The organism is Crenobacter oryzisoli (genome assembly GCF_030385785.1).
GTDB lineage: Bacteria > Pseudomonadota > Gammaproteobacteria > Burkholderiales > Chromobacteriaceae > Crenobacter_A > Crenobacter_A oryzisoli.
Map to the genome: position 1 here is coordinate 51,114 of NZ_JAUEDK010000004.1, position 20,286 is coordinate 71,399.

At 64.7% G+C, this 20,286-nt stretch carries 18 protein-coding genes; 11 read left to right on the forward strand and 7 right to left on the reverse strand.

The window, feature by feature from the left end; all coding sequences use genetic code 11:
- Window positions 1–130: 130 nt before the first annotated feature.
- From QU481_RS03260 to QU481_RS03290, 7 genes are all read right to left on the reverse strand, one after another.
- Window positions 131–1,108, reverse strand: a complete 978-nt coding sequence (locus QU481_RS03260) for a hypothetical protein (protein ID WP_289828458.1) — start codon at window positions 1,106–1,108, stop codon at window positions 131–133.
- A gap of 16 nt (window positions 1,109–1,124) precedes the next feature.
- Entirely contained in the window at window positions 1,125–2,561 is a 1,437-nt protein-coding gene (locus QU481_RS03265) for a hypothetical protein (RefSeq protein WP_289828459.1), read from the reverse strand.
- Between the two features lie 5 nt (window positions 2,562–2,566).
- A complete protein-coding gene (locus QU481_RS03270; protein WP_289828460.1) occupies window positions 2,567–5,431 on the reverse strand; it encodes a type VI secretion system Vgr family protein in 2,865 nt (954 codons plus the stop codon).
- Window positions 5,432–5,670: 239 nt separating this feature from the next.
- Window positions 5,671–6,684 carry a 4-hydroxy-2-oxovalerate aldolase gene (gene dmpG / locus QU481_RS03275; protein ID WP_289828461.1) on the reverse strand — a complete coding sequence of 338 codons (1,014 nt, stop codon included), beginning with the start codon at window positions 6,682–6,684 and terminating at the stop codon, window positions 5,671–5,673.
- On the reverse strand, window positions 6,681–7,598 hold the full coding sequence (locus QU481_RS03280; RefSeq protein WP_289828462.1) for an acetaldehyde dehydrogenase (acetylating): 918 nt from the start codon (window positions 7,596–7,598) through the stop codon (window positions 6,681–6,683). The genes dmpG and QU481_RS03280 overlap by 4 nt, the downstream gene beginning before the upstream one ends.
- Before the next feature lie 12 nt (window positions 7,599–7,610).
- Entirely contained in the window at window positions 7,611–8,399 is a 789-nt protein-coding gene (locus tag QU481_RS03285) for a fumarylacetoacetate hydrolase family protein (RefSeq protein ID WP_289828464.1), read from the reverse strand.
- A gap of 1 nt (window position 8,400) precedes the next feature.
- Window positions 8,401–9,225 carry an alpha/beta fold hydrolase gene (locus tag QU481_RS03290; protein ID WP_289828465.1) on the reverse strand — a complete coding sequence of 275 codons (825 nt, stop codon included), beginning with the start codon at window positions 9,223–9,225 and terminating at the stop codon, window positions 8,401–8,403.
- A gap of 160 nt (window positions 9,226–9,385) precedes the next feature.
- Here QU481_RS03290 and QU481_RS03295 point away from each other — a divergent pair, with 160 nt between their 5' ends.
- From QU481_RS03295 to ybgF, 11 genes are all read left to right on the forward strand, one after another.
- Window positions 9,386–10,165 (forward strand): SDR family oxidoreductase, encoded by a 780-nt coding sequence (locus tag QU481_RS03295; RefSeq protein ID WP_289828466.1) that lies wholly within the window; start codon window positions 9,386–9,388, stop codon window positions 10,163–10,165.
- Window positions 10,166–10,344: 179 nt separating this feature from the next.
- Window positions 10,345–12,075: a DUF1302 domain-containing protein gene (locus QU481_RS03300; RefSeq protein ID WP_289828467.1), complete on the forward strand. Its 1,731-nt coding sequence runs from the start codon at window positions 10,345–10,347 to the stop codon at window positions 12,073–12,075.
- Between the two features lie 25 nt (window positions 12,076–12,100).
- Window positions 12,101–13,480 carry a DUF1329 domain-containing protein gene (locus QU481_RS03305; protein WP_289828468.1) on the forward strand — a complete coding sequence of 460 codons (1,380 nt, stop codon included), beginning with the start codon at window positions 12,101–12,103 and terminating at the stop codon, window positions 13,478–13,480.
- A gap of 97 nt (window positions 13,481–13,577) precedes the next feature.
- Window positions 13,578–14,762, forward strand: coding sequence for an NADH:flavin oxidoreductase (locus QU481_RS03310; protein ID WP_289828469.1), 1,185 nt, complete (start codon window positions 13,578–13,580; stop codon window positions 14,760–14,762).
- Window positions 14,763–14,823: 61 nt separating this feature from the next.
- Entirely contained in the window at window positions 14,824–15,003 is a 180-nt protein-coding gene (locus QU481_RS03315; protein ID WP_289828470.1) for a DUF3460 family protein, read from the forward strand.
- 116 nt (window positions 15,004–15,119) lie between these two features.
- Entirely contained in the window at window positions 15,120–15,785 is a 666-nt protein-coding gene (locus QU481_RS03320; protein WP_289828471.1) for an O-methyltransferase, read from the forward strand.
- 163 nt (window positions 15,786–15,948) lie between these two features.
- Entirely contained in the window at window positions 15,949–16,353 is a 405-nt protein-coding gene (locus tag QU481_RS03325; RefSeq protein ID WP_289828472.1) for a biopolymer transporter ExbD, read from the forward strand.
- Entirely contained in the window at window positions 16,350–17,327 is a 978-nt protein-coding gene (gene tolA / locus QU481_RS03330) for a cell envelope integrity protein TolA (RefSeq protein ID WP_289828473.1), read from the forward strand. Before QU481_RS03325 ends, tolA begins: the two co-directional genes overlap by 4 nt.
- 27 nt (window positions 17,328–17,354) lie before the next feature.
- Window positions 17,355–18,656, forward strand: coding sequence for a Tol-Pal system beta propeller repeat protein TolB (tolB, locus tag QU481_RS03335; RefSeq protein ID WP_289828474.1), 1,302 nt, complete (start codon window positions 17,355–17,357; stop codon window positions 18,654–18,656).
- A gap of 20 nt (window positions 18,657–18,676) precedes the next feature.
- A complete protein-coding gene (gene pal / locus QU481_RS03340) occupies window positions 18,677–19,198 on the forward strand; it encodes a peptidoglycan-associated lipoprotein Pal (RefSeq protein WP_289828475.1) in 522 nt (173 codons plus the stop codon).
- Window positions 19,199–19,324: 126 nt separating this feature from the next.
- On the forward strand, window positions 19,325–20,098 hold the full coding sequence (ybgF, locus tag QU481_RS03345) for a tol-pal system protein YbgF (RefSeq protein WP_289828476.1): 774 nt from the start codon (window positions 19,325–19,327) through the stop codon (window positions 20,096–20,098).
- The last annotated feature ends 188 nt before the right edge of the window (window positions 20,099–20,286 follow it).

The window sequence follows — 20,286 nt, forward strand, 5'->3', positions numbered from 1 at the left end:
TTTTGTTTTGGGGAACTAAAGCTTGTCTTCGAGGCCGCTGGCTCTTTCTGAATTGCCGCGGGTTTGCTAGGTAGCTCGATGGCGGGCTACCTCTAGCTCCAAAAGCAGTCATTACTCGTCTAAAGCCGAGTTACTGCTCAATCTCTCGGTACCAGATGGTGCTACCGTAACTGGATTCCGGGAAGTCCGGCATGACCTCGCCAGCCTGGAAGGCTCGCCGGGACCCCTCCTTGGCGGGAGACCACCACCATCCTGCTTGCGGGCAGGGCTGGCCAGCCTCGGTACGACTGCTAGCCAGTATCTGCTTTGGATAAAAGCCTTCCTGGGGAACCTCAATGAACTGGCCGGGAACGCGTCGTACCAGGGTCCAGCGGGACGGATACACATCTTGTGCTTCAGCCCACCAACCGTACTCATCCTTGACCAAACCTTGGCGAACCCAAATGCCAGGTTCTTCTTGCCACCACCGACCCGGATGCAGGAACTGCGCGGCGGTGTTCTCCGCATCCGGCAGATACACACCACACTCCTTGACCTGATCACCAGGAGTGATCACCACCGAATGGTCGAGCTCATAGGCAGGGATTCGAGTGGGAAGCCGAACATCCGTTCCACCCAATACGTCGTTGGGATCGTCAAAATTGCAGCTCCAAGTTAAATCTCCAGCTTGCCATGACCCGCCAATCGTGTAGCCGACGATTTTGTCCAATGCAATGGCCTTGTCTAGTGCATCCCAAAATGCGGTTCCCAGCGGTTCAGGCATCCAACTCGCGTCGAACTCGCCAATGTTCTTATTGATATTGCCGCCATAGGTACCGACTAGGCCACGATACGCTTGAGGATCGTTATGGCTACGCAGAATGCAGCCTTCGATCAGGCCATCGAGGCTGGAGCGCAGATTGGGTAGCACCAGTCCTCCCCAGACCACGTCCGGCTGCTCGCTGGTATGGCGGCGTCGCAGGTCGGCGGGCAGGTGGTGCATGAATTCGTCCAGACACTGCTCGCCGAGCCGCACCGCTTCGCGCATCGCGTCGCGGACATTGCAGAAATGCTCCAGCGAGGTGAAATATTCCAGCAGATAGATTTCCTGTGGGTGAAGTTGGGCCATTGTGATGATTCTCTAATTAGTTGCCGTACCAGTTATGGGTGAGCTTGGGGATGCCGACAAAGACATCCTGATCCCCCGGAATGTCGTCGGTGTAGCCCCAACCAGTCGGCTTGCGTTTGCTTAGATACTCTTTCTGCAATTGTGTCGGATCGAGGACGATCTGCACCCCACCGCCTTCGAGTTTGATCTCTTCAGCCTTGTCCAGTTTTTGAGTTGCCGCTCGCCCTTCCCAGACCTTGAGCGGTTGGCCCGGCGGTACCGTATAGGTCACATATTCGCCGTTACCATTCCAGTGCTTCCACACGGCAAAGCGTCGCCGCCAGTCAGCTTTGCTGCTCAGTGCCTTGAACTCGGCTTCGCGCATCCAACAGATGCTATTGTCGGAGGAACGAGGGTCGACTACCCGGTAAAGGGTCTCACCAGGCTGAACCGTCGCGGCCTTCATGCTCGCATCGAAGGTATCAAACTTGCCCTTCAATGCGCGATTAGAGCTGTCCTTGCCAATATTCGGCCAACCTTCATTGAATTTGGCGCTGGCGCTGGGGGGTAATCCCTCTAGCTGTCGATAAGCTACTTTGGGTGTGATATCCGCCCACTTCGGCTTATGCTGACGAATCAACTCTGCTTCGCCGACATTGTTAATGCCCGCATACTTGTGTGGGTTGGTCTTGTCGACGACGCCGCGGTAGGCCTTGTCGCCTTCGATCTCCAAGCGTCGTGCCAAGCGCTCAAGGGTGTCATTCAAAGGCCCCAGCGCCTTGCTCAAGCCATCGTTGGCCTTTTTGCGTATCCCTAGGATTAGGTCGATTGTCTGCTGCACTGGCCGTTTGATCGATGCCGGGCCCCAATCGGCCGCCCGCTGTAGGATGGCTTTGGCTACTTCCAGTAGCCGGTCAAACTCTTTGAGTAAAGCGCTGACGGTGACTTTGGCCTTGACCTTGCGGACCTGCTCGGCGAGATAGCGGTAGGGGTTGTAAATGCGCAGCGCTTTGAGTGTTTTGCGTACAGCAGGCTGATCCAGCAACTTGTTGAGCCCTGAAACCGCAGCGTCGAACGCCTTCTTGTTCGCGACTTTGCCGGCCATGTCGAATCCGGCCTTGCGGAAGTACAAGAACATCACCTTGCAAGCCCCCTTGGCGAAGGAGCCAAGTACCGGGAACAGCCCAACCAGTGTCAGAGCAAGTGCGACCCATGCGCCGATGTTGTTCTCATCGCGATTGATGGCGCGGCAGTTTGCAACCAGGTCGCGTACATCGCAGATCTGATCAACATACGGAATCATCGAGATCACCGTACCGGTGACTATCTGCCCGGTGGTTTGGTTCTCGTTGAAATCGCCTTGTACCACTTCCCAAATCCATAGCCCCATTGCCTCCAAGTTGGAGCCGAGGCTGTCAATCCAGCTTTTGGGCGCAGCGCGATACCAGGCCAGTGCTTGTTCGAATTGATCCATGCTGCCTATTTCCCTTCGCTGTTGGCAGGTAGTTTCTGTTGCACCTGATCCAGCAGTTGCTGCAAGAGATCGGCAGGTTGCTCCGGCTTGGGTGGAGGCAGTTCGTAGCTGACTTGGACGGGCTCGAGAGGTACTGCCTCATGACGGGCGGAGCCCTGTGCGCTGAGCTTGCCGGTGAGCGTCGCGCCGCTATCGAAACGAATCTTGTACTTGGCGCCCTCAACCGGGTCACCTTCGGCATCGGCGAAGTGGACACCGATCCAATGTGGCCCAGGCTCGGGTAGGGCTGGGTATTCGGGAGGTATGCTTGCTGCTCCACTTAATGCATGGCTTGCTCCCTTCACGCTCACCGTGCCGGGGCAGTGCACCTCGATATTGCCGCTCTTGAGGCGGATATACGCACCACCTGCAGTCAGCAGGATTTCCTCTTTGGCATTGACGACGATGCGCTCTTTGCAAGAGGTGATCTGAATATCCTTACCCCCGGTCACCTCCACGCTGTCACTCTGCGCCTGCAGCTGCACCTTCCCCTTCGCCGCAATCAGCTTCAGGCTGATCACGTCCTTCACCCCGGCCACGAACAGGCTGAGGTGCTGGCCGACGTTGTGGATCCAGCGCCGCCCCGAGGTCTGGTTGGTGTCGCGTTGCGCCACCAGGTCGAGGTTGGTGCCGGCGGCGACGGTCTGACTCTGCGCGGTGACGCTGGCGATGCCGGCCGGGGCGGACAGCACCAGCAGCGGTTGCTGGCCGGCCTGATCCTTGGCGGTGTTTGCGTCTTTATCGGTGTTGGTCCCGGCTTCCCAGGCTTTTAGCGCTGCGGCGTGATGGTGCAGGTGGCCTTTATCACCTTTGCCACCCTTGCTGTTGTCGGCTTGGATTTGCTCCGGGCCGGTCTCCATGGTGTCGGCCAATTGGCCGGTGGCGGTGTCGGCCAGGCTCTGGCTGAGGCTGAGCGCGGCGTCGAGCTGGCTCTGCGCATGCTCGCGCGCCAGCTGCTTGCCGGAGGCTGAGGGCTGCGCCTCGGTGGTAATTAATAGACCATGCCCGGCGCGGATCGCGCCGTGCTGGTCGGTGCGTAGTTCGAAGCCGTCGCCGCGCGGCTGGCCCTTGCCGTCACTGCGCGGGTGGATCAGGAAGCCCTGGTTGAGCTGGGTCTTGCCATGTTCGCTGGACAGCTTGGCGCGCACCTCGCCGGGGGTGTCGTCGAACAGCAGTTCGTTGTACTGCCCGCCGTGGTGTTCTTTCGATTTGATGCCGGACAGCGTCTTGTTTCCCGGCAGGCTGCCGGCGCCGCTGAAGGCTGGGCTGGGGTGGCTGCCGTTGTACAGGACGCCCGTAATGACGGGGCGGTCGATATCGCCTTCGATGAAGTCGACCAGCACTTCCTGGCCGATCCGCGGGATGAACTGGTGGCCCCAGCCGGCGCCGGCGCTGGGCATGGCGACGCGCAGCCAGCAGCTGGAACGTTCATCCAGATTCGCTCCGTTGTCCGGGTGTTCGTCGGGGCGCTGCCAGTGGAACTGCACCTTGATGCGGCCGTGGGCGTCGGTGTGGATTTCTTCCCCTTGCGGGCCGACCACGGTGGCGGTCTGCACGCCGCGGCTGGTCGGCTTGGCCTGGGCCGAGTGCGCGTAGGCCGGCGGCAGCGGCAGGCCGCGCCGCTGCGCCTGGAAGCGGGTCTGGAACGGTGCCGGGGCGTCGGCGGTTTCATTCGCGAACAACCCGGGCGCGGCGACGCGCAGCGAGCGGGTCAGCTCGCCCGGCAGGTTGTTGGTGGCGGTAAAGGTCTGCCGGGTGACGACGAATTCGCGCTGTTCGGCCGGGTCGGTGTCGTGGGCCGGGTGGTCGTCGAGGCGGAACCAGTGGCCGGCCACCAGGTTGCGCACGCTGCCGGCGCCGTCGAACGACTTGGCCTGGGCGTCGTGGGCCTGCTGGCGCAGCTGGGCGTAGCGCCCGAGCTGCTCGGTGTCGCCAGCGTAGTAGAGCCCCTGCGGGTCGTAGTCTTCCAGGCTGGCCTGCAGCGCGCTGCCGCCATCGCCCTGTTCGACGCGGGAGGCGTCGCCGCTGTGCTGGGTCGCGACCGGCTGGTAGTCGAAACTGGCCAGACTGACCCGCCCCGGCACGATCTGGCGGCTGCCGCGCCAGTCGGTCAGGCCGTCCTCGGCCTCGGTGGCATCGCTGCGGTGGAAGCGCACCCGTTCCAGCGGCGCCGCCGGCAGCCGGTACGGGTCATCGGCCACCACCAGTGTCACCTGGGGGACGTCTCCTTCATTGCCTTCATGGACGAAGTGCCAGTGGTAGCCCTCCTCGTGCAGCAACCGCACGATGAAGTCGTAGTCGGATTCGCGGTATTGCAGGCAGTAGCTGCGTACTGGCGCGTCGCCACTGAGCTGGAAGTCCCAGTGCTGCACTCGGGCGAAGCTGGGGTTGGCGGCCCGGTGTTCGGCCAGCACTTGTTGGACGATGTCGGGGACGGACAGGTCCTGGAACACCCGGCTGGTGCGGCGGTGGCGCAGCAGCGCGACCGGCGGCTCGATGGTCAGGCCGTAGCGGGCGAAGCCGCCGTCGCTGCCGAGCGCCTGGGCGGCGGAGACCACCCCGCAGCGCGCCACCGCGGCGCCGTCGGCGTCCTGCACCGTCAGGCGCACCGGCTGGCCGAGCAGGTCCTTCAGCGCGAGGTCGGTGTCGGGCGACAGGCAGGTGAGCTGGTAGCGGTAGGCATCGGACAGCGCTTCCTCGCCGTCGAGCTGCTGCGGCAGCAGGGCGTCGGTCCAGCGGCGGCCGTCGCCGAGTTCGAGGGTGAGCAGACGGGAGTGCTGGTTGAAGGCGGCGGCGAAGCTGGCGAGCAGAGAGGTCAGGTCGGTGGTCATGGCAAAGCCGGCAGGGCGGAGCGCATGCCGGATGGAATAATGCTGAAGGCATTATTATGCCATTATCAAGTTTGTTGACGTAAGCATTATCAATGCATTGTCGACTTGTCAGCGATAGCCGGGGGATTGGCGTAGATAAGCGGATGTCATTGAGGTCGGGCGCAAGGTGGGAATAAAAAAAGCCCGCCAGGGGCGGGCCAACGGAGACACCCGGCGCTTGGCTCGCCGGGAGATGACACTCAGGCTGCGCGTTCGCGCGCCATGTTGATCGCGGTGTCCTCAATCATGTCCTCCTGGCCGCCGATCATGCCGCGCCGGCCCAGTTCGACCAAAATGTCGCGCGCCGGCACGCCGTACTTGGCCTCGGCGCGCTTGGCGAACAACAGGAAGGACGAATACACCCCGGCGTAGCCGAGCGTCAGGGCGTCGCGGTCGATGCGGATGATGTTGTCCATCACCGGCAGCACGCGGTCCTCGGCCACGTCCTGGATCTTCCACACGTCGACGCCGGTTTCGATGCCCATGCGGTCGCACACCGCGACGAATACCTCGAGCGGGGTGTTGCCGGCGCCGGCGCCCAGGCCCGCTGCGGCAGCGTCGATGCGGTTGGCGCCGCATTCGATCGCCGCCAGCGAGTTGGCCACGCCCATCGCCAGGTTGTGGTGGCCGTGGAAGCCCAGCTCGGTGTCCGGTTTCAGCTTGTCGCGCAGCAGGCCTATGCGCGCCTTCACGTCCTCGGGCAGCATGTAGCCGGCCGAGTCGGTGCAGTAGATGCAGTTGGCGCCGTAGCTTTCCATCAACAGTGCCTGCTCGAGGATTTTCTCCGGGCTCGCCATGTGCGCCATCATCAGGAAGCCGACGGTGTCAAGGCCCAGCTGGCGGGCCAGGCCGATGTGCTGTTGCGACACGTCCGCCTCGGTGCAGTGGGTGGCGACGCGGATGGTGGCGACGCCCAGGTCTTTCGCCATGTGCAGGTGCTCGACGGTGCCGATGCCGGGCAACAGCAGCGCCGACACCTTGGCCTGCTTCATCTTCGGGATGACCGCCGAAAGGTATTCCTCGTCGCTGTGCGCCGGGAAGCCGTAGTTGACCGAACTGCCGCCCAGGCCGTCGCCATGGGTGACCTCGATCAGCGGTACGCCCGCCTCGTCGAGCCCGGTGGCGATGTCGATCATCTGGTCGAGCGTCATCTGGTGGCGCTTCGGGTGCATGCCGTCGCGCAGGGTCATGTCGTGCAGGGTGATTTTGCTCATGCGGGTTCTCCGATGGCGGCAGGGGCGAGGCGGCCGGCGAGGATTTCCTCGGCGATGCGTTCGGCGGTGCGTGCGGCGGCGGCGGTCATGATGTCGAGGTTGCCGGCGTACTTGGGCAGGTAGTCGCCGAGACCCTCCACCTCCAGATAGATCGACACGCGGTTGCCGTCGATCACCGGGCCGTTCACCAGCCGGTAGCCCGGCACGTATTGCTGCACCTCGGCGATCATCGTCTGCACCGAGGCGGTGATCTTGTCGGCGTCAGGCATCTCGCGGGTCAGGCAGTGGATGGTGTCGCGCATGATCAACGGCGGTTCGGCCGGGTTGAGGATGATGATGGCCTTGCCCTCGTCGGCCCCGCCCACCTTGGCGATGGCGCCGGCGGTAGTGCGGGTGAACTCGTCGATGTTCTTGCGCGTACCGGGGCCAGCGCTTTTGGACGACACGGTGGCGACGATCTCGGCGTAGTTCACGTGCTGCACGCGTGACACCGCGTACACCATCGGGATTGTCGCCTGGCCGCCACAGGTGACCATATTGACGTTCGTGTGGCCGGCCTTCAGGTGTTCGGCCAGGTTCACCGGCGGCACGCAGTAGGGGCCGATCGCCGCCGGGGTCAGGTCGATCATCATCACGCCCAGCTCGTTCAATTTGCGGCTGTTCTCGGCGTGCACATAGGCGCTGGTGGCGTCGAAGGCGATCTGGATGTCGTCGGCCAGCACGTGCGGAAGCAGGCCGTCGACGCCGTCGGCGGTGGTTTTCAGCCCCAGTTCACGGGCGCGTGCCAGGCCTTCCGATTCGGGGTCGATGCCGACCATCCAGACCGGCTCCAGCACCGGGCTGCGTTGCAGTTTATAGAGCAGGTCGGTGCCGATATTGCCCGGCCCGATCAGCGCGCAGCGGATCTTACGCATGGGTGTCCTTTCTCAGATGAAGCGCACGGCGGCGCTGCCGATGCCGGCGATGTCGAGGTCAAAATGGTCGCCGGCCACCACCGGCACCAGCGGCACCAGGGAGCCCGACAAGATCACCTCGCCGGCCAGGAAGGGGATGCCGAAGCGCCCCAGCGTGTTGGCGAGCCAGGCCACCGCTTCAGCCGGGTGGCCCTGCACCGCGCTACCGAGACCCGTGGCGACCTCGACGCCGTTGCGGCGCATGGTCAGCCGGGCTTCGGCCAGGTCCAGCGCGCGTGGTGCGACCGAGCCCTGGCCCAGCACGTAGACGCCGCAGGAGGCGTTGTCGGCCACGGTGTCCTGGATGCGGATGCGCCAGTCGTCGATGCGCGAGTCCACCACCTCGAAGCAGGGCAGCACGCATTCGGTGGCGTCCAGGATGTCTTCGCGGGTGATGGTGGTGCCCGATATGTCCTGCTTTAGCACGAAGGCGATCTCGCCCTCGATGCGCGGCGCGATCAGGCGCTGCTCGGCGAGATCGACGATGGCGTCGTTCCACAACGCCATCGCGTCGGTGAGAAAGCCGAAGTCGGGCTGGTGCACGTTGAGCATTTCCTGCACCGGGCTGGAGGTGACGCCGATCTTCTTGCCGATCACCTTCTCGCCTTCGGCCAACCTTCTCTCCAGAAAGCGCGTCGAGATGCGGTAGGCGTCGTCGACGCTGATCGCCGGGTGGCGCTCGGTCAGCGGCGCCAAGGTGTGGCGGCCACGCAGTGCGGCGAACAGCTCGTCGCCGAGTGTGTTGAGGAGGGCGGCGTCCATCTCAGCCCTCCGCCAGGAAGTCGAGGCAGGCGCGGTTGAAGTAGTCGCGGTGCTCGACCATCACCCAGTGGCCGCAGCGGTTCAGCAACGTGACGCGGGCGTTGGCAATGCCGGCGGCGATCTTTTCGGCGCCCGAGGTGGGGTTGAAGCGGTCGTTCATGCCCCAGAAGCACAGTACCGGGCAGGCGATTTCGTTCAATCGGTCCGTCAGATTCGGCACCCGCATCGTCGACAGCACGGTGCGCGGCTGCAGGGCGCAGATCGCGGCCCGCTCATCGAGCAGGCCGTCGTCGATCAGGCTCGGGTCATAGAGCTGTAGCGACATCAGCGCGCGCATGCCCTCGCGGTCGATCGGGCCGGCGGCGAAGCGCGCCACCATCTTCTGGATGCCTTCCATCTGGAAATAGGTCTCGCGTTCCTCGACGCCGCCCGGCGCCATCAGGATCAGCTGTGTCACTCGCTTAGGGTGGTCGAGTGCGTACTTCAGTGCGATGGCGCCGCCCAGCGAGTTGCCGACCAGAACGCAGCGCTCGATGTCGAGCGCGTCGAGCAGACCGGCCAGCGCGTCGACGAAGTAATCGAGCACGTATTCGGCGTCTTCCGGTTTGTCGGACAGGCCGTAGCCGGGCAGGTCGGGGACGACGATGCGGTAGCCGGCGGCGAGGAAGGCTGGCGCGGTGCGCTTGAAGTTGCTGTAGCCGCTGGCGCCGGGGCCGCTGCCATGCAGGAACACTACCGGCAGGCCGGCGCCGGTGTCGTCGTAGTGCAGGCGCAGGCCGCTGCCCAGCGTGACGTAGCGGCGCTCCGGGATGGGGTGTTGGCTCATCTCGCTCTCTTTCTGTCAGTCGGACACCGCCCGCGCGGTGATCCCTCGGCGACGATGCTCGGCCGCCGGCCCCGCCGGGTCATCGTCCACACGGACTAAAGCGCGGCGCGGCGCTTGGCCTAGCATGGCTCGGTCAATCACAGGCACAGGGAGAACAGGGATGCAGCAAGCGAACGCAACGTTGACCGAACGGGTGGTGTTGGTCACCGGCGGCACCAAGGGAGTGGGGGCGGGCATCGCCCGGGCGTTTCTGGCGGCCGGTGCCACGGTGCTGGTCTGCGCGCGCAACGAGCCGGAGGCGTTGCCCGCGGCGGGCGGGCGCGTCGCCGAGTTCGTGTCGGCCAACCTGAAGGAGCCGGGTAGCGCCGAGGCGCTGATCGACGCGGTGCTGGCGCGGCACGGCCGGCTCGACGTGCTGGTCAACAACGCCGGCGGCGCGCCGTACGCGCTGGCGGCCGACGCCTCGCCGCGCTTTCACGAGTCGGTGATCCAGCTCAACCTGCTCGCGCCGCTGCATCTGGCGCAGCAGGCGAATAGGCAGATGCAGCAGCAGGACGGGGGCGGGGTGGTGCTGTTTGTCGGCAGCGTCAGCGCACTGCGCCCCTCACCCGGCACCGCCGCCTACGGCGCGGCCAAGGCCGGGGTGCTGAGCCTGGTCGAATCGCTGGCGGTGGAGTGGGCGCCCAAGGTGCGGCTCGCCGCGGTCAGCCCCGGGCCGGTGCTGACCGAGCAGGCCGAGCGGCACTTCGGTGACGCGGCCGGCGTCGCTGCGGTGGGCGCGACGATTCCGCTCGGCCGCATGGCGCATCCGGACGACGTCGGCAACGCCTGTGTCTTTTTGGCGTCGCCGGCCGGGGCCTATGTCAGCGGCAGCAATCTGGTGCTGCACGGCGGCGGCGAGCGGCCGGCGTTTCTCGGCGCCGCCAATGCGCAGCACTAACGACAGCTTGAAGCAAAGCCCGGTCCGGCCGTGCCGGCGCCGCTGCACGGCGGACCGGGATAAAACGGCGGCCGGATGCACTAGTCCGCTCAGACGATGTTGGCCGCATGCCCCCTCTCCGACACTCGGCTCACCTGGCGACACAAGACCAGCGGGATCCATCTGGAGGAGAGTGCAGGATGAAGCAACGGTATCGAGCTGTTTCGCGCACCGCGGTGCGCCGCTGTACACCGGCATTGCTGGCCGGCGCCCTGGCGCTGGCCCAGCAGGCCGAGGCCGGCCAACTGACGGTGGGGCAGGATCAGGACACCACGATCTCCTACGCCGCCACGCTGAGCTACGGCCTGGGCGTGCGCGCCAAGAATGCCGCCGACGAGCTGATCAATCCGAACAAGGTCACGTCGACCGGCCAGTTCGTGAACATCAACTCGGACGACGGCGACCGCAACTTCAAGAAGGGCAGCCTGATCAACAACCGCCTCAGCCTGTTGGCCGAAGCGGATCTGCACCACGACAACTACGGTGCCTTCGTGCGTGGTAGCGCCTTTTACGACGAGGCCTACCACGGCAACAACGACAACACCTCGCCGTCCACGATCAACAAGTTCGGGCAGTTCAACCACTTCTCCGACGCGGCCAGCTACTACGAGGGTTCGCGGGCACGCGTGCTCGACGCCTACCTCTACGGCAACTTCAAGTTCGGCGAGGGCAAGAGCCTCGATCTGCGCGCCGGCAACCAGGTGGTCGCCTGGGGCGAGAGCCTGTTCTTCCCCGGCATCTCCGGTGCGCAGGGGCCGGCGGATGCGACCAAGGCGAATGTGCCGGGGGTGGAGGTCAAGGACATCCTGCTGCCGGTCGGCCAGGTGTCGGGGCAATTGTCCCTGTCCGAGCGCTGGAGCCTGCTCGGTTATTACCAATACCAGTACAAGCCCAACGAGCTCGACGCGGTGGGTGGCTATTTCTCGTATTCCGACCTGGTCGGCCCGGGCGCGGCCTACGCGCTGCTGCGCCCCGGCATCTTCTCGCCGTTCGGGTTCGCGTTCCCGCCGGCCTCGCCCAACATCCTGGGCAACGGCTTCCCGTTCACCGGCGAGAACAAGGCACGCAACAGCGGCCAGTGGGGGATGGGTACCCGTTTCCGCGTCGGCAACGAGACCGAGCTGGGCCTCTTCTACCTGCGCTACCACGACAAGAACCCGTCCGTGTCGGTGAACTTCTCGCCGACCCCGGCGATGTTCCAGACCATGGGCTTCCCGGCGGTGATGCCGACCAGCTACAGCGTCGACTACCTGGAAGACATCAAGCTCGCGGGCGCGAGCTTCACCACCCGCCTCGGCGACACCAACGTCGCCGGCGAAGTCAGCTACAAGCAGGACGTGCCGATGCTGGTCGGCACCCCCTTGGGGGCGATGACCAGCCGCGGCGATGCGACCCAGGCGCAGTTGTCGTTCATCCAGTCGATCGGCCCGACCCCGATCGCCGACGCGATCTCGCTGCTCGGCGAGGTGGTCGACGTCTACGTCAACCGGGTCAAGAGCCTGTCGGTGACCGCGCTCGGCGGGGCGAGCTTCAACCAGCTCGTCGACGACGAGACCACTTTGCGCACCCGCAACGCCTGGGGCTACCAGCTCGGCGCCACGCTCACCTACAACAACGTGTTCGACGGCTGGGACCTCGACGTGCCGCTGACCTTCGGCCAACTGGTCAAGGGCGTACCGGCGGTGGCCGGCTCGATCGGCGCGTACACCGGCGAGGGCGACATGCGCCTCGGCATCGGCGCCAACTTCAAGTACCTGAACAACCTACAGCTGGGCCTCAGCTACAACGGCTTTCTCGGTTCGCCCAATCCTCGCCTGCGGCCTCTCGCCGACCGCGATTACTGGGCTCTTAACGCGAAGTACAGTTTTTGACGATTTCTGACGAGGAGTAACGCACATGGCTATGCATCGCATTCCGACCCTTGCCCTTGTGGGGGTGTGTCTGGCCGCCGCCTCTGCCAGCGGTTGGGCCAAAGTGTCCCAGGCCGAGGCCGACAAGCTCGGCAAGGAACTGACCTGCATCGGCGCCGAAAAGGCCGGAAACAAGGACGGCACCATCCCGGCCTATTCGGGCAAGTGGCTGGGCGTACCGCCTGGGCTGGGCTACAAGGGCACCGGTACCCCGCTGCCCGACCCGTACGCCAGCGAAAAACCGCTGTTCGTGATCACCGCGCAGAACATGGCCCAGTATGGCGAACGGCTCACTCCGGGGATGAAGGCGCTGCTGAAGAAATACCCGGACAGCTACAACATCCCGGTCTACCCGAGTCATCGCGACTTCCGCTACGCCGAATGGGTGTGCAAGACCGCCAAGGAGAACGCCCTGGTCGGCGAACTGCAGGACGAAGGCATGGGAGTCGACGCGCTGACCGGTGCGCCGGCGTTCCCGATCCCGAAGAGCGGGCTGGAGCTGCTGTGGAACAGCCTGTTACCGGTGCGCGCCTGGAAGGAACAAGCGGTCTACGATCAGGCGGTGGTCTATCCAAAAGGCAATATCGCCTGGGGGCGGGTCAAGTACGACATCCTGGCACCGGTGAACGACCCGACCGAGAAGCAGCGTCCGCATACCACCAATGTGCTGTCGTCCTACTTCCTGACCTCCGTCTTGCTGCCTGAGCGCCAGGCCGGCGAAATCTATGTCGGCAAGGAGTCGAACAACTTCAAGACCACGCCGCGCGATACCTGGTCTTACAATCCGGGCACCCGCCGGGTGCGCCAGGCGCCGCAGTTCGGCTTCGACATGCCGTTCGGTCCGGGGGGCTTTCGCACCGTCGACGACGATCGCCTGTTCAACGGTTCGCCGGAGCGCTACAACTGGCGCATCGTCGGCAAGCGTGAGTACTACATCCCATACGACGCCTACCGCTTCGACGATCCGTCGCGCAAGTACGCCGACATCCTGAAGCCGGGCCACGCCGATCCGGACGCGATGCGCTACGAGCTGCACCGGGTCTGGGTGCTGGAAGCGACGCTGAAGCAGGGCTACCGCCACCAGTACGCCAAGCGAGTGATGTACCTCGATGAGGACACCTATCACATGGTGATGGCCGACAACTACGACGCGCGCGGCCAGTTGTGGCGCGTTGCCCAGCAGAACTATGTGTACGCCTACGATATGAAAGCGTTCCAGGCCCGCACCGCCCTGTTCTATGACCTAGTGTCGGGCGCCTACCTGGCCGATCGTCTGTCCAACCAGCAGAACGCGCCATCGCTGAACGCGGCCAACTTCACTGCCGACCACTTCACGCCGGATGCGGCACGCCGCGCCGGGCGCTGAGTGGATTGATCCCGGAAGAGGGGGCCTTTGGCCCCCTTCTTTCGTGGCGGCCCGCTTTCGGCCAGTCTTTGGCCTGACTCTTCATAAGGAACACGGCATGTTGCAGCTTGCCTTCACTCCGGCCCGCCTCGGCCGGCTCGCGCTACCCAACCGTTTCATCAAGACTGCCACCTTCGAAGGCCGTACCCCCGGCGGGCGCATCGACGACGCCACCTGTGCCTTCCATGCCGGCTTCGCCGCCGGTGGGGTGGGGTTGACCACCGTCGCCTACTGCGCGGTGGCACCCGATGCGCGCACTTTCCCCGACCAGCTGGTGGTCAGCGAGGCCAGTCTGCCGGCGCTGACACGGCTGGCCGACGCGGTGCACGCCGCCGGCGGGGCGGTCTCGGGCCAGCTTGCCCACTGCGGCGGCTTCACCAAGGTCAAGTCCACCGAGACACGTCGGCCGAAAGGACCGTCGTTCGGCCTCAACGACTACGGCCTGCTGCACGGCGTGCCGTTCGCCGGGGCGATGGATGCGACTGACATCGCGCGCACCGTGCGCCACTACGCCCGCGCCGCCACCTTGCTGAAGCAGGCCGGTTTCGACGCGCTGGAAATCCACATGGGCCACGGCTATCTGTTGAGCCAGTTCATCAGTCCGGCCACCAACCGGCGCCGCGACGGCTATGGTGGCAGTCTGGCCAACCGGATGCGGCTGCCGCTTCAGGTGCTGGCGGCGGTGCGCGAAGCGGTCGGCGAGGGCTTTCCCTTGCTCGCCAAGATCAATCTGGACGACGGCGTGGCCGGCGGCGGGCGGGTCAGCGAGGCAGTCGAGGTGGCGCGCCTGCTGGAGGCCGGTGGCATCGACGCGCTGGTGTTGTCCGGCGGCCTGGTCAACCGCAGCCCGATGCACCTGTTCCGCGGTGCCAGCCCGCTAGACGCGATGATCGCGCGCGAGCCGGCGGCGCGGGTGCGCATGGCGATGCGGCTGTCCGGCGGCAAGCTGTTCCCGAACCTGCCGTTCGCGCCGCTGTATTTTCGCGAACAGGCGCTCAGGGTGCGCGACGCGGTCGGCTGCGCCGTGGCGTATCTGGGTGGCGTCACCTCGGGCGACGACGTCGCGCAGCTGATGCGTGACGGTTTCGACTATGTGTGCGTCGGCCGTGCGCTGCTGCATGATGCCGCTTTCGTGCAGAAGCTCGCCGCCGATCCAGGCCATGTCAGCGCCTGCAGCCACTGCAATCTGTGCGTCGCGACGATGAGCGACGTGGGCGGCACCCGCTGTGCACTGGTCGCCTGACTGCGCAGGGCGCGGATTTTGCAGTACAATCCGCCGATAACTCTGCACGAAGGATAGCTAGATGTACCAGTCGGACTTCACCAAGTTTATGAACGAGTACCTCGACAAAAACCCGGCCGTGGATACCGAGCGCCGCGAACTGCGCCTGACCTGGTGGGACCGCAAGCTCGACGCCAAGGAGCAGGAAGGCTTCAAACAGGCGCGCGTGGCGCAGAAGCCCTACGTCTACCAGCCGGAGTAAGCCGGCACGGCCCCGACGCCGTTCGGCCAACGTTGACGCCCGCTTGCGGGCGTTTGTTTTTGGAGCTGTCCTAACCCTTGCCGGTGATCGCAGGGGGAGGGCGCCGAGGATCTGGCATGACCCGACAAACACTCTCCCTCGACACGACGCTGTCCGATTATCTCCTGACCATCGGTGTGACCGAATCGCCGCTCTTGCGCGAGCTGCGCGAGGAGAACGCCGGCCATCGTCTGGCCAAGATGCAGATCGCCCCGGAGCAGGGCCAACTGCTCGGCTGGCTCGCGCGCTTGATCGGCGCGCGCCGCTACCTCGAGATCGGCGTGTTCACCGGTTACAGCAGCCTGGCCGTGATGCAGGCGCTGCCACCGGACGGCGAGATCGTCGCCTGCGACGTCAGCGACGAGTTCACTCGGGTGGCGCGCCGCTACTGGGAGAAGGCCGGCGTCGCCGAACGGATCCGGCTGGTGTTGCAGCCGGCGCAGAAGACGCTGGCCGAACTGCTCGCTGCTGGCGAGACCGGTCGGTTCGACATGGCATTCATCGATGCCGACAAGCCATCCTATCCGGCTTATTTCGAGGCCTGTCTGCAGCTGGTGCGCCCCGGCGGCGTCATCGCCATCGATAATGTGTTTCTCAGCGGTCGCGTCGTAGAACCGAAGCCGGAAGACCCGCCAGGCGTACATATCCTTCATGAGTTCAACGCCCGGCTCGTCAATGACGCGCGTGTTCATCCTGTCACCTTACCGATCGGCGACGGCCTGACCTTGCTGATCCGGCGCTGATTCTGGCAATACCATTTGCATGTTTATTCGGCCAGCCCTACCCGGTTGGCCGAATTTACTTCCGGTGCTGAACTTTCTTGCGTACTGCCCGGTCTTTTCCTTCTGTCATCGAACCCCTCGCGACGGGTGCTATTATGGTCCGGTCGCCTCTGCATTATTGAATATGCTTAATCGTCGCCCCCGCCGCCTGATGAATCAGATGAACGTGGTGCCCTACATCGACGTGATGCTGGTGCTCCTCGTTATTTTCATGGTCACCGCCCCAATGTTCACGCCGGGCGTGATCGACGTGCCGAGCGTATCGCACGCCAAGTCCGCCGATGCGCGCCCGATCGAGGTAATCGTCAATGCCGACGGCACCTATAAGCTCAGCGATGAGGGCGAGAGCCACACGCTCGCCAGCCTCGATGAGCTCAAGCAGGCCGCACCGAGCGCCACCGCCGGCGATCGTCCGGTCGCCGTCTCGGCCGGCAAGGACCTGAAGTACGACGCCGTGGTACAGGTGGTCAACGCCCTGCATGAAGTCGGCGTGAAGAAAGTCGCCTTGGTGGTGAAGACTGCCAAATGATGGTCCGCCGCAATGCCAACCCCCCACGCTGGCCGCTGGCGGCCTCGATCGGGCTGCACCTATTGCTGATCGGCGGGCTGATCTGGGCCAATTTCCGTCAGCCGCCAGTGACCGAGGCGTTGCCGGCCGCGGTCGAGTTGTGGACCAGCGCGCCGCCACCACCTCCGAGCGAAGCGGTCAAGGTCGCGCCGGCGCCGGTGGCGAAGCCCGAGCCAGCCCCTGCACCCGAGCCGGCCCCGCCGCTCGATACCCGCGATGCCGAGGTCAAGCTGGGCAAGCAGGAGCCCAAGCACCACAAGCTGGTGGAGCCGAAGCCGCAGCCCGAGGTGAAACACAAACCGGTGCCCAAACCGGTCGAGCCGCCGCCGCCCGAGAAGAAGCCCGTCGAGAAGAAGCCAATCGAGAAGCATCTGGCCGAGAAGGCGCCGGTCGAGAAAAAGCCGGCTCCGGCACCGGAAAAGCCGCAGGAAAAGGCCAAGCCGAAACCGGCTCCGGTCGAAACGCCGAAGCCGATGGCCAAGGCCAAGGAACACCCGTCAGGCAAGGGCACCAAGACCGCGCCGCGCTACAACAACGAGGCCGATGACCTCTTGTCGTCGCTCGATAGCACCAACACCACCCGCAAGGGCAACGCCAAGATCGACCAGGCGGGCGGCTCGACCGGTGTCGCCGGCGGATCGGCCTCGGGCAATGGGGTCAACCTGAGCGGCTACAAGTCGCAGGTGGTCGCGCGGATTCGGCCGCTGGTGCAGATACCGGACAGCATGCAGGGCAATCCGGCGGTCGAAGTGCGAGTACGTGTGTTGCCCGACATGAGCGTGAGCAGTGTCACCCTGGTCAAGAGTAGCGGCAACACCGCCTATGACGAAGCGGTGCAGCGAGCCATCCGCGAGGCGGGCAACTTCCCGCCGCGCCCAGCCGGTGCCGACCCGGGGCTGTTCCGCTCGTTCAACCTGATTTTCCGCCCCCACTGAGCGGGGCTAGCCGATTAGAGGACTGTGATGCAACTAGCGTTTTTCCTGAAAGACCGCCGCTGGCTGTGGATGGCCTTTCTGGCGGTGCTGCTGCCCTTGGGGGCTCGTGCCGAGGACATGACCATCGAGATCGTCGGCGGCGGCAGCAACCAGCATGCCATCGCTGTCGTGCCGTTCAAGAGCGAGACCAGCGGCGTCAACGAGGCGCTGACGCCGACCATCAAGAACGACCTGTCTCTGTCCGGCGTGTTCCGGATGGTGCCGACCGAGGGTGTCGCCAACGTGCCGTTCTCCGCGGCCGACGTGAAGTACCCGCTGTGGCAGGCGGCTGGAGCGCAATTGGTTGCGGTCGGCAGCGTCGTGCCGACTGGCGGCCAGTTCCGCATCAGCTTCGCGCTGCAGGACGTAGCGCAGAAGAAGACGCTGACTTCCGGCCAGTTCACCGTCGGCGCCGACCGCGCCCGCGACGTGGCGCACACCATCGCCAACATGATCTACGAGGCGATCACCGGCCAGAAGGGCATCTTCAATACCCGCATCGTGTACGTGCAGAAGATGGGCTCGGAATACCACCTCCAGGTGGCCGACGTGGACGGCGGCCGTGCGCGCACCGTGCTGCGCTCGAAGGAGCCGATCATCTCGCCGTCGTGGTCGCCGGACGGCAACAAGCTTGCCTACGTATCGTTCGAGACCAAGAAGCCGGTCGTGTGGGTGCAGGACCTGGCCACTGGCCAGCGCCGCATGGTCGCCAACTTCAAGGGCAGCAATTCCGCCCCCGCATGGAGTCCGGATGGCACGCACTTGGCAGTGACGCTGACCACCAGCGGCAACTCGCAGGTTTACATCGTGCCGGCGAATGGCGGTTCGCCGCGACGCCTGACGCACAGCAGCGCGATCGATACCGAGCCGACCTGGAGCCCGGACGGCGGCAGCATCCTGTTCGTGTCCGACCGTGCCGGCGGCCCGCAGATCTACCGCATTGCGGCCAACGGCGGCGAGCCACAGCGCCTCACCTATGCAGGCAGCTACAACGTGTCGCCGAAGGTGTCGCCGGACGGCAAGAGCTTCACCTACATCCGCCGCGAAGGCGGTCGCTTCCGGGTGATGATCCAAACCTTCGGGAACAACGACAGCCGCGTGCTGTCCGACGGCAGCTACAACGAGCGACCGAGCTACGCTCCCAACGGTCAGCTGGTGCTATATGCCAGCGATCAGGGGGGGAAGAGCGTGCTCTACGCTGCCACGACCGATGGCGGCAGTCGCGTGAAGCTCGCCGTGATCAACGGCAGCGTGCAAGACCCGGCCTGGGGGCCGTCAAGTAATCCGTAACGTTAATAAGGAGAACAAGCATGAACTGGAAACAGCTTGCTCTGGGTGCTGCCACTGTCCTCGCATTGGCCGCATGCTCGAGTACCAAACCGATGGATCCGGCTGCAACGGCGCCTGTTGCCTCGGGTAGCGGGGCAAACAGCGGCGCCACCGCCGGCGCACAGCAGGGCGGTGCGGTCGATCCGTTGAACGACCCGAACAGCCAGCTGGCCAAGCGCAACGTGTACTTCGATTTCGACTCTTCGTCGGTCCGCTCGTCCGAGAAGCCGACCGTTGAAGCGCACGCCGCTTACCTCGCCGCCCACCCGGACCGCAAACTGCAGGTCCAGGGCAACACCGACTCGCGCGGCAGCCGCGAGTACAACCTGGCACTGGGCCAGCGTCGTGCCGAAAGCGTGAAGAACGCGATGCAGGTGCTCGGCGCCAAGGACAGCCAGATCGAAGCGATCAGCTACGGCAAGGAAAAGCCGAAGTCTAACGGCAGCAGCGACGCCGACTACGCCGAAAACCGTCGTGATGACATCGTCTACCAAGGCCAATAAGGCTCGGGTATGACAAAATACTGGCCGGGGACGCGCGAGCACCCGGCCAGTTTGTACATACTGGGCTTATCAGGCATCGGCTTCGAGCCGGAGCCGATGCCTGACAGGCCCAAGGGGGAAAAAGACATGAAAGCAGCGGTTTCGGCCGTGCTGCTGGCCAGCCTGCTGGCCGGCTGCGCCACCACCAGCGATATCGAAGATACGCGTCGCCAGATCGACACCGTCAACAAGCAGGCCCAGACGCGGCTGAGCACCATCGAGTCCAAGCTGTCCAACGAGAAGCTACTGGAGATGGTCAGCCAGGTAGAAAGCCTGAAGGCCGAGGTGGCCAAGCTGCGCGGCGAGTCCGAGGTGATGAACTACAACCTGCAGACCACGCAGAAGCGCCAGAACGACCTCTATAACGACCTCGACAGTCGCGTGGCCAAACTTGAGGGCCACGCCCCGGCGGCAGCCGGTGGTGCGACCGGCGCTTCGGCCGATGGGGGCAGCGGTAGCGCGGCCAACGCGGGCAGCAACGCCGGCACTGCCCAGGCGAGCCCCGATTACGACAAGGCGATCGGGCTCTTGCGCAACCGCGACTTTGAGAAGGCGGTCGGCGCGCTGAAGGGCTTCATCGATGCCAACCCGACTTCGCCGCAGGTGCCGGACGCCACCTACTGGCTCGGCGTCGCGCATACCGCGCTGCGCCAGTACGATGCCGCGATCGAGATCCATCGCCGCTTCGTCGAGCAGTATCCGAGCAATCCGAAGGCGCCCGACGCGCTGCGCAACGTCGCCAACTGCCAGCGCGACCTCGACCAGATCGACGTGGCCAAGAACACGCTGCGCCGTCTGATCAAGCTCTATCCGAGCAGCGCCGCAGCGGTGAAGGCCAAGGAACAGCTCAAGCATATGTAAGCGTTACAGCCGCGCTGCCGGCCGTTCTGACAGGGCAGCGGTTTGGCGAGTGACTATACTTCACCTATAAAATCTTGATTTGAAGAAAGATTTTATAGGTGGAATAGGTGCCCTATGGCGGCGAAGCCCCCGTCATTCGGCAAAAATCGGGTAAAATGCCGGGCTTCCTCAATCAGCGAATGGGCTCT